This window comes from Streptomyces sp. NPDC059852, from assembly GCF_042731455.1.
Lineage (GTDB): Bacteria > Actinomycetota > Actinomycetes > Streptomycetales > Streptomycetaceae > Streptomyces.
In genome coordinates, this window is the sequence record NZ_JBHWJK010000039.1 from 50,197 (window position 1) to 58,906 (window position 8,710).

10 protein-coding genes and 1 tRNA gene are annotated in these 8,710 nt (G+C 73.0%); 5 read left to right on the forward strand and 6 right to left on the reverse strand.

The window, feature by feature from the left end:
- Window positions 1-26 precede the first annotated feature (26 nt).
- Window positions 27-824 carry an ABC transporter ATP-binding protein gene (locus ACFV46_RS32165; protein ID WP_361925296.1) on the forward strand — a complete coding sequence of 266 codons (798 nt, stop codon included), beginning with the start codon at window positions 27-29 and terminating at the stop codon, window positions 822-824.
- A complete protein-coding gene (locus tag ACFV46_RS32170) occupies window positions 811-1,722 on the forward strand; it encodes an ABC transporter permease (RefSeq protein ID WP_361925295.1) in 912 nt (303 codons plus the stop codon). The genes ACFV46_RS32165 and ACFV46_RS32170 overlap by 14 nt, the downstream gene beginning before the upstream one ends.
- 24 nt (window positions 1,723-1,746) lie before the next feature.
- Here ACFV46_RS32170 and glpK read toward each other — a convergent pair whose 3' ends face one another.
- Both glpK and ACFV46_RS32180 read right to left on the reverse strand, forming a co-directional pair.
- The gene (gene glpK, locus ACFV46_RS32175; RefSeq protein WP_361925293.1) at window positions 1,747-3,261 is read right to left on the reverse strand and encodes a glycerol kinase GlpK; all 1,515 of its coding nucleotides are present in this window, start codon (window positions 3,259-3,261) and stop codon (window positions 1,747-1,749) included.
- A gap of 37 nt (window positions 3,262-3,298) precedes the next feature.
- Entirely contained in the window at window positions 3,299-4,066 is a 768-nt protein-coding gene (locus tag ACFV46_RS32180) for an IclR family transcriptional regulator (RefSeq protein ID WP_361925291.1), read from the reverse strand.
- Window positions 4,067-4,212: 146 nt separating this feature from the next.
- On the opposite strand from ACFV46_RS32180, the gene ACFV46_RS32185 reads away from it, so the two are divergent.
- Entirely contained in the window at window positions 4,213-4,635 is a 423-nt protein-coding gene (locus ACFV46_RS32185) for an ATP-binding protein (RefSeq protein WP_385500813.1), read from the forward strand.
- 70 nt (window positions 4,636-4,705) lie between these two features.
- Here the strand turns inward: ACFV46_RS32185 and ACFV46_RS32190 are convergent.
- Together ACFV46_RS32190 and ACFV46_RS32195 are read right to left on the reverse strand one after the other, a co-directional pair.
- Window positions 4,706-4,779 (reverse strand) — tRNA-Pro (locus ACFV46_RS32190).
- Window positions 4,780-4,820: 41 nt separating this feature from the next.
- Window positions 4,821-5,072: a hypothetical protein gene (locus ACFV46_RS32195; protein WP_361925287.1), complete on the reverse strand. Its 252-nt coding sequence runs from the start codon at window positions 5,070-5,072 to the stop codon at window positions 4,821-4,823.
- Between the two features lie 244 nt (window positions 5,073-5,316).
- On the opposite strand from ACFV46_RS32195, the gene ACFV46_RS32200 reads away from it, so the two are divergent.
- On the forward strand, window positions 5,317-5,661 hold the full coding sequence (locus tag ACFV46_RS32200; RefSeq protein ID WP_361925285.1) for a cupin domain-containing protein: 345 nt from the start codon (window positions 5,317-5,319) through the stop codon (window positions 5,659-5,661).
- Here ACFV46_RS32200 and ACFV46_RS32205 read toward each other — a convergent pair.
- Complete coding sequence (locus ACFV46_RS32205) at window positions 5,651-6,655, reverse strand: LacI family DNA-binding transcriptional regulator (protein ID WP_361925283.1); 1,005 nt, start codon at window positions 6,653-6,655, stop codon at window positions 5,651-5,653. The two genes, ACFV46_RS32200 and ACFV46_RS32205, sit on opposite strands and share 11 nt — an antisense overlap.
- 133 nt (window positions 6,656-6,788) lie before the next feature.
- On the opposite strand from ACFV46_RS32205, the gene ACFV46_RS32210 reads away from it, so the two are divergent.
- Window positions 6,789-7,949, forward strand: coding sequence for a Gfo/Idh/MocA family oxidoreductase (locus ACFV46_RS32210; protein ID WP_361925281.1), 1,161 nt, complete (start codon window positions 6,789-6,791; stop codon window positions 7,947-7,949).
- A gap of 9 nt (window positions 7,950-7,958) precedes the next feature.
- Here ACFV46_RS32210 and ACFV46_RS32215 read toward each other — a convergent pair whose 3' ends face one another.
- Window positions 7,959-8,570, reverse strand: coding sequence for a TMEM175 family protein (locus ACFV46_RS32215; protein ID WP_361925279.1), 612 nt, complete (start codon window positions 8,568-8,570; stop codon window positions 7,959-7,961).
- Between the last annotated feature and the right edge of the window lie 140 nt (window positions 8,571-8,710).

Below are 8,710 nucleotides of genomic sequence, written 5' to 3' on the forward strand. Positions count from 1 at the left end.
CGTTCAGTCCCCAGGAGGTGACGACCATGGCCACCACGACGGCCACGACCGAGAAGGTCGCCGAGGACGCCGCACCGGCGCCCCGGGCCGCCCGGATCGAGCACGTCTCGAAGTCCTTCGCCGGCCCGGCCGGGCAGCAGCTCGTCCTCGACGACATCACCCTCGACGTCGCCCCCGGCGAGTTCGTCACCCTCCTGGGGGCCTCCGGCTGCGGCAAGTCCACCCTGCTCAACCTGGTCGCCGGCCTCGACCGCCCCAGCGCGGGCACCATCACCACCGACGGCCGCCCCGCCCTCATGTTCCAGGAACACGCCCTGTTCCCCTGGCTGACGGCGGGCAAGAACATCGAACTCGCCCTGAAACTGCGGGGCCTGGGCAAGGCCCAGCGGCGTGAGCGCGCCGAGGAACTGCTGGAGCTGGTGCGGCTCAAGGGCGCGCACGGCAAGCGGGTGCACGAGCTGTCCGGCGGTATGCGCCAGCGCGTCGCCATGGCACGGGCGCTGGCCCAGGACAGCCGGCTCCTGCTCATGGACGAGCCGTTCGCCGCCCTGGACGCCATCACCCGCGACGTGCTCCACGACGAACTCACCCGCATCTGGCGGGAGACCGGCGTCTCCGTGCTGTTCGTGACACACAACGTCCGCGAGGCCGTGAAGCTCGCCCAGCGGGTCGTGCTGCTGTCCTCGCGCCCCGGCCGCGTCGCCCGGGAGTGGACCGTCGGCATCCCGCAGCCCCGCCGCCTCGAGGACACCGCGGTGGCCGAACTGTCCGCCGAGATCACCGAAGAACTGCGTGGGGAGATCCGCCGCCATGGCCGGCACTGACAACGGAGTCGACACCAAGGTCGACACCAGCAAGAGCGGCACCGAGGACCTGGCGGGGCTGGAGGCCGGGCTCGACGCCCTGGACTCGGTGCAGGTCCGCCGTACCCCGCTGCGCGAGACCCTGATCCGCAAGGTGCTGCCGCCCGTCACCGCGGTGGCGCTGGTGCTGGCGGTGTGGCAGGTGCTCGTCTGGGCGGAGGTCGTTCCCGCCTACAAGCTGCCCTCCCCGTCCGAGGTCTGGGGCGAGGTGCGCGACGCCTGGCTCAAGGGCACCCTGCTCGACTACATCTGGACGTCGGTCTCGCGCGGTCTGCTCGGCTTCCTGCTGGCGCTCGCGATCGGCACCCCGCTCGGTCTGCTGGTCGCCCGGGTGCGGTTCGTGCGCGCCGCGATCGGCCCGATCCTGTCCGGGCTGCAGTCGCTGCCGTCCGTGGCCTGGGTACCGCCCGCCGTACTGTGGCTGGGCCTGAACAACTCGATGATGTACGCCGTGATCCTGCTGGGCGCGGTGCCCTCGATCGCCAACGGGCTCGTCGCCGGCGTCGACCAGATCCCGCCGCTGTTCCTGCGGGCGGGCCGCACCCTGGGCGCCACCGGGCTGCGCGAGGCGCGGCACGTGGTGATGCCGGCGGCGCTGCCCGGCTATCTGGCCGGTCTGAAGCAGGGCTGGGCGTTCTCCTGGCGGTCCCTGATGGCCGCGGAGATCATCGCCTCCTCCCCCGACCTGGGCGTGGGCCTCGGCCAGCTCCTGGAGAACGGCCGCAACAACAGCAGCATGTCCCAGGTGTTCCTGGCGATCCTGCTGATCCTGCTCGTCGGCATCGCCATCGACCTGCTGATCTTCAGCCCGCTGGAGCGCCGGGTGCTGCGCGGCCGGGGCCTGCTGGTCAGCCGCTGACGACGGGGTGCGCGCCTCTCGGGCTCACGGGTGCCGGGGGGCGCGGACCCAGCCGAGCGACCGCTCGACGGCACGCTGCCAGGACTCGTACTCCCACTCCCGCCGCTCGGCGTCCATGTCGGGCAGCCACTGCGCGGCCCGGTGCCAGTTGCGGCGCAGGACCGCCAGGTCCGGCCAGTACCCGGCGGCGAGCCCGGCCGCGTAGGCGGCGCCGAGCGACACCGTCTCGGCGACCAGCGGCCGTACGACCGGGACGTCGAGGACGTCGGCGAGGATCTGCATGAGCAGGTGGTCGGAGGTCATGCCGCCGTCGACCTTGAGCTGTTTCAGGGCGAGGTCGGAGTCGGCGTTCATCGCGTCCACGACCTCGCGGGTCTGCCAGCCGGTGGCCTCCAGGACGGCCCGGGCGAGGTGCCCCTTCGTGATGTACGAGGTGAGGCCGACGATGACGCCGCGGGCGTCGCTGCGCCAGTGCGGGGCGAACAGGCCGGAGAACGCGGGCACGATGTAGCAGCCGCCGTTGTCCTCGACGGTACGGGCCAGCGTCTCGATCTCGGGGGCGCTGTGGATCAGGCCCAGCCGGTCGCGGAACCACTGCACCAGGGAGCCGGTGACGGCGATCGGGCCCTCCAGCGCGTAGACGGGGGGCTGCTCGCCGATCTTGTACGCGACCGTGGTGAGCAGCCCGTGCTCGGAGCGCACGAGGTCGGTGCCGGTGTTCATGACCAGGAAGCTGCCGGTCCCGTACGTGCACTTCGCCTCGCCCGGCGCGAAGCAGGTCTGGCCGAACAGGGCCGCCTGCTGGTCGCCGAGGGCGGCCGTGATGGGGACGCCGGGCAGCACGGTGCGGGCCTCCCCGTAGCGCTCGGCGGAGGAGCGGATCTCGGGGAGCATGGTGGGCGGCACCCCGAAGAAGTCCATGAGCGCCCGGTCCCAGGTGAGCGTCCGGATGTCCATGAGCATGGTGCGGCTGGCGTTGGTGGCGTCGGTGATGTGCAGTCCGCCGTCCTTGCCGCCGGTGAGGTTCCAGATCAGCCAGCTCTCGATGGTGCCGAACAGCACCTCGCCGTCCCGGGCGCGCCGCTCGAGTCCGTCGACATGGTCGAACAGCCAGCGGATGCGGGGCGCGGAGAAGTAGGTGGACGGGGGCAGCAGGCAGTGGTCGAGGAAGAAGTCGTCGCCGGGGTCCCGGCGCAGCTCCTCGACGAACGGGGCGGTGCGGGTGTCCTGCCAGACGATCGCCCGGCCCAGCGGGACGCCGGTGCGCGGGTCCCACAGGACGGTCGTCTCGCGTTGGTTGGCGATGCCGATGGCGGAGATCTGGTCCGGTGCCACCTGGGCGTTGGCCAGGGCCTCGGGGACGACGCGCTGGAGGTTGCGCCAGATCTCGACGGCGTCGTGCTCGACCCAGCCGGGCTGCGGGAAGTACTGCTGGTGCTCGCGCTGGGCGACCGACACCAGCCGTCCTCCGTGGTCGAACAGGATGCACCGGGTGGAGGTGGTGCCCTGGTCGATGGACATCACATACCGCTCCACCATGATCGGCCCTCCTTCCGGTGTGTCGTGGGGTGCCCGCCTACCAGCGGGCCGCGCCGAGGTCCCTGGAGATCGCGCGTGCCGCCTCGCGCAGCACGGTGATCAGCGCCGGCTGGGGCCGGCCTTTCGTGTCGCAGATCCGCTCGACGGCACCGGACACGCCGATCGCTCCCACGACGAGCCCTCCCTGGCCCCGGATGGGCGCGGCGATGCCGGCCTCGCCCATGCTCATCTCCTGCACCTCGGCGCCCCATCCCAGGTCCCGTATCTCGGCGAGCGCCCGGTGCAGGTCGGCGAAGTGGACCAGGGTGTGCCTTGTGTACGCCTCCGGGACGTCCTCGAGGAGCGGTTCGACGGGGGCCGCGCCGAAGGCCAGCAGGACCTTGCCGAGCGAGGAGGCGTGCAGGGGGAGCAGCGCGCCGACGTCCAGGGTCTGCAGGGTGTCGTCGGGCCGGAAGACATGGTGGATGACGAGCACCCTGCCCTCCAGGGGGGTGCCGAGCCGGACGGCCTCACCGCTGCGGGCGGCGAGCGCGTCGGCCCAGTTGATCGAACGGGACCGCAGTTCGTTGACGTCGAGGTAGCTGGTGCCGAGGTGCAGCAGGGCCGCCCCGAGCTGGTACTTGCCGGTCGCCGGGTCCTGTTCGACGAAGTCGACGTGCTGCAGGGTGCGCAGGATGCCGTGGGCGGTCCCCTTGGCGAGGCCCAGGGAGGAGGCGACCTCGCCGAGGCCGAGCCGCCGGGAGCCGCCGGCGAGCAGTCGGAGGATCGCCGCGGCCCGCTCGATGGACTGGACGGGGCCGGCCATGACACGAGCCTAGTCCGATTCACCCCTTTAGGGACTCTCGTTCGGTAATGCCGACCCGGATTCGTTGACCGGGTCGGTCGGCCTTCCTACCGTTTCTCCTCTGGGCCCGGCCTTCCACCGGCGGGGCTCCCCCAGGAGGAGGACCGATGATCACTGCGCAGCTCCGTGCCGCGCCTCAGGGGGAAGTCGAGCACCTGTTCAGCCTGCCGCACGCGCCGGAGGCGGCGGGCGGCATACGCCGCCGGGTGCGCGGCGTGCTGGCGGGCTGGAACCTGACGGCGGACGCCGCGGCGGACGTCCTGCTGGTGGTCTCCGAGCTGGTCACGAACGCGATCGTGCACGCCCTGCCGCCCGCGACCCTGCGGGTCTCCCGCGACCGGGGCGAGACATGCGCGGCGGTCCGCGTCGAGGTGACCGACACCGGTCCCGCCACCTCGGCTTCCGCCGTCGACCCGGACGAGCACGGCCGCGGCCTGGAGATCGTCAGCACCCTGTCCGAGCGCTGCGGGGTGCGGGTGCAGCCGGGCGGGACGTGCCGGTGGGCGGAGCTGCGGGTGACGGAGGCCTGACGCGGCCCTCGGTACGGAAGTACGCGAAAGGGCCTTCGCGGACTGCCGTCCGCGAAGGCCCCGCGCACCGTCGGGACGACAGGATTTGAACCTGCGACCCCTTGACCCCCAGTCAAGTGCGCTACCAAGCTGCGCCACGTCCCGGTGCCCGCACACGGCGAACCGTGTGATCACGCAGGTCAACCCTACCTCATGGGCGGCGCGGCTCCGACGGGCGTCTCGGCCGGGGACACGCTCGCATCCCGGTCGGCCATGGGGTGCGCGGGTCGGCCCTGCGGACCCCGGGCCGCTCGGCCGCACTGCCCCCGTCCGGGACTCCACGACATGCCCCCGACGAACCCCGCCATCAACACGGTCACCAGCGCGACCACCCACCACGGCAGGCCCGCCGTCGCCATGAAGGCGACGACCGCCATCAGCGCGAGAAGTGCCACCACGTCCCGCTCCCCCCTTCACCCCATACCTCATGAGCCCCCGGCATCACGGGAGCAGCCACGCGTCACAGCGGGCATATGACGCAACAATACGCGAGACCGTCGTACAACCCACTTCGGACCATCGGTACATATGACAGAACGGTTCATATGACGGGGCGCCCCGACGGAGTGTCCGTCCGCCCCCTCCACCACCCCACACTGTGTCCAGACCGGACCGCCGTTGCCCCCGGCTAGGGTCGGCCGCATGACGCACAGCTTCGCTCTCCACATCCCCGACGCCGAGCTCGAACCCGAGCCCCTGGCCCCGGAGCAGATCGTCTCCGGGACGCCCGAGGTGACCGGGAAGGTGGTGTGGGAGTCCGCCGACGGACGTCAGGTGCGGGGCATCTGGCAGATCACGCCGGGCGTGGTCACCGACACCGAGGCCGACGAACTCTTCGTCGTGGTCAGCGGTTCGGCCACCATCGAGGTCGAGGGCGGCACCACGCTGAAGGTGGGGCCGGGCGACATGGCCGTGCTGCGCGAGGGCGACCGTACGACGTGGACGGTGCACGAGACGCTGCGCAAGGCGTACGCGATCACTCTGTGAGCGGGCGGCCCGTCGTGCCCCGGATCTCCAGCGCGGGCGCGGCGAGCCGGACCCCGCCCGCTCCCCCGGTGCCGGCGAACCGGTCCAGCAGACACCGGGCGGCGCGCCGGCCCACCTCGTAGCCGGCGTTGTCGACGGTGGTCAGCCAGACGTGCCGGAGCCGGGCGATGCTGGTGTTGTCGTAGCCGACGACCGACAGGTCGCGCGGCACCCGCAGCCCCGACTCCTCGGCCGCCGACAGGGCGCCGATGGCGCAGATGTCGTTGACCGCGAAGACGGCCGTCGGGCGCCGGGCGCCGCTCAGCAGCCGGACCGTCGCCCGGTAGCCGCCCTCCTCGGTCATGTCGCCGCTCTCGACGAGCGCCCCGTCCGCCAGGCCGTGCTCGCGCATCACCGTCTCGAAGCTGCGCCGGCGCAGTTCGCCGACCGCCCCGTAGCCCGCGATGTGCGCGATACGCCGGTGCCCGAGGCCGATCAGGTGCTCGGTGACCAGGCGCGCGCCGCGCTCGTCGTCGTTGGCGACCACGTCCACGCCCGCCGGCGCCGGTTCACGCGCCCCGGCGACCACGACCGGCAGCCGCTCGGCCGCCTCGGCGAGCGCCGCCGGGTCGGGCAGGGTGCCGACGACGACCAGCCCGTCGACGCGCAGGTCCAGCAGCGGGCCCGCCGGGTCCTGGCCGGTACGGCGGTTGAGGCGGGCGTCGGCCAGCAGCATGTGCAGGCCGTTGTCGTGCAGCAGGGAGTTCAGGCCGTCGAGGAGGTCGACGAACCAGGGGTTGCGCAGGTCGTTCAGCAGGACGCCGACCGTGCGGGTGCGCTGTTCGCTGAGGCTGCGCGCGGCCGCGTTGGGCCGGTAGCCCAGCTCGCGCACGGCGCGCAGGACGGCCTCGCGCTTCTCGGGGCGCACCTGTTCGGAGCCCCGCAGCACCAGGGAGACCAGCGACTTCGAGACGCCGGCGTGGTCGGCCACGTCGCGGATGGTCGGCTGCCTCATGGGCATGGACCGTTCCAGGCGTCCGGGGCGCTTGTCAAAGGCGGGCACCGGGCGGGACGGGGGTTGACACCGGTGAAGGCGGCGACCCATGGTGGCCCGGACAGAGAATGGACCGGTCCAATGAGGGGCTGCAATGGTGGACACGCTCGGCGTCGCCGTCGTCGGATTCGGCTGGATGGGGCGCGTGCACACGCAGGCGTACGCCCGCCTCGCGCACCACTACCCGGACCTGCCGTTGCGCCCGGAGCTGGTGGCCGTCGCCGAGGAGGTGCCCGGCCGGGCCGAGGAGGCCGCCGCGCGCTTCGGGTTCGCCTCGGCGACCCGGGACTGGCGCGAGGTGGCCGCCGACCCGCGCGTACGGGCGGTCAGCGTCACGGCGCCGAACTTCCTGCACCGGGAGATCGGTGTGGCGATGGCCGAGGCCGGCAAGCACCTGTGGATCGAGAAGCCGGTGGGGCTGACCGCCGGGGACGCCCGGGCCGTGGCCGATGCCGCCGCGCGGGCCGGCGTGCGCTCCGCCGTCGGTTTCAACTACCGCAACGCTCCCGCCGTCGAGAGGGCCCGCGACCTCGTTGCGTCCGGTGACCTCGGCACCGTGACCCATGTGCGCGTCCGCCTGTTCAGCGACTACGCCGCCCACCCGCAGGGCGCGCTGACCTGGCGGTACGAGCGTGAGCGCGGCGGAAGCGGCGTGCTGGGCGACCTCGCCTCGCACGGCGTGGACCTCGCCCGCTTCCTGCTCGGCGACATCGCCGCGCTGACCGCCGACACCGCGATCTTCGTCCCCGAGCGGGCCCGGCCGACCGGCGCCACCGCCGGGCACACCCTCGCGACCGGCGAGCTCGGCCCGGTCGAGAACGAGGACTACGTCTCCTGCCTGCTGCGGTTCGCCTCCGGGGCGCGCGGCGTGCTGGAGGCCTGCCGGGTCTCGGTGGGCGAGCAGAACAACTACGGCTTCGAGGTGCACGGCACCCGGGGCGCGGTGTCCTGGGACTTCCGCCGGATGGGCGAGCTGAGGGTCAGCCGCGGCACCGCGTACCAGGACCAGCCGGTCGCCACGGTCCACGTGGGTCCCGGCGATGGCGAGTTCGGCGCGTTCCAGCCGGGCGCGGCGAACGCGATGGGCTACGACGACCTCAAGGTCGTCGAGGCATACCGGTTCCTGCGTTCGATCGCCGAGGGCACCGCGTACGGGGCCACGCTGGAGGACGCGGTGCGCAGCGCGGCCGTCCTGGACGCGATGGTGCGCTCGGCGGCCGACGGCACCTGGGTGGACGTGGCGGCGCAGGGCTGAGGGCCCGCGTCAGCGCGCCCGTTGCGCGCGCCGGCCGATGGCCACCTTGAACGGGGCCATGACCAGCCAGAGCCACATGGCGGCCTGGCCGTACGCCAGGGCGAGGGGCACGCTGGCGGTGAACACCACCACCGTCACCGCGAGGTCGACGGCGTAGAGCCGGAAGCCCTCCGGCGGTCCCGCCGGACCGCGCAGCCAGGGGCGCCGGGCCAGCAGGAGGACCACCGCGAGGTCGGCGGCGCCGAGCGCGGCGACCGTCGCCGCGTACGCGGCGACCGACTCGGGCTGCCTGCCGTACTCGGAGAGGAGCTTGGTGGGGAAGGGCAGCAGGGCCGCGACGCCCAGGCCCAGGATGGACAGCGTGATCAGCTGCCCGTCGACCTGCCGGACGTAGCCGAAGATCCGCCGGTGCTCCCGCCAGAACGCGCCGAGGACCAGCACGCTCAGCGCGTACGCCCCGAAGTTCGGCAGGAGTTCGCGCAGGGCGTCGTCGTAGTCGGCCGCGTCGAGGTCCCGGGGGACGGAGAAGTCCAGGACGAGCAGGGTGAGGGCGATGGCGAACACACCGTCGGCGAGCGCCACCAGCCGGTCGGGCCCGCCGTCCGGGATCGATTTCCACATGCGCACGACCGTAGGGAGCCGGGGCCGGCCCGGGCGGCGTACACGCCCGGGCCGGCCCGGCGGGCCGCACCCCCAGGGGGGCCGCCGTGTGTTAGGGGGGAACACCCGGGTCGCCCCCCGCCACGGGGGGCCCCCCCCGG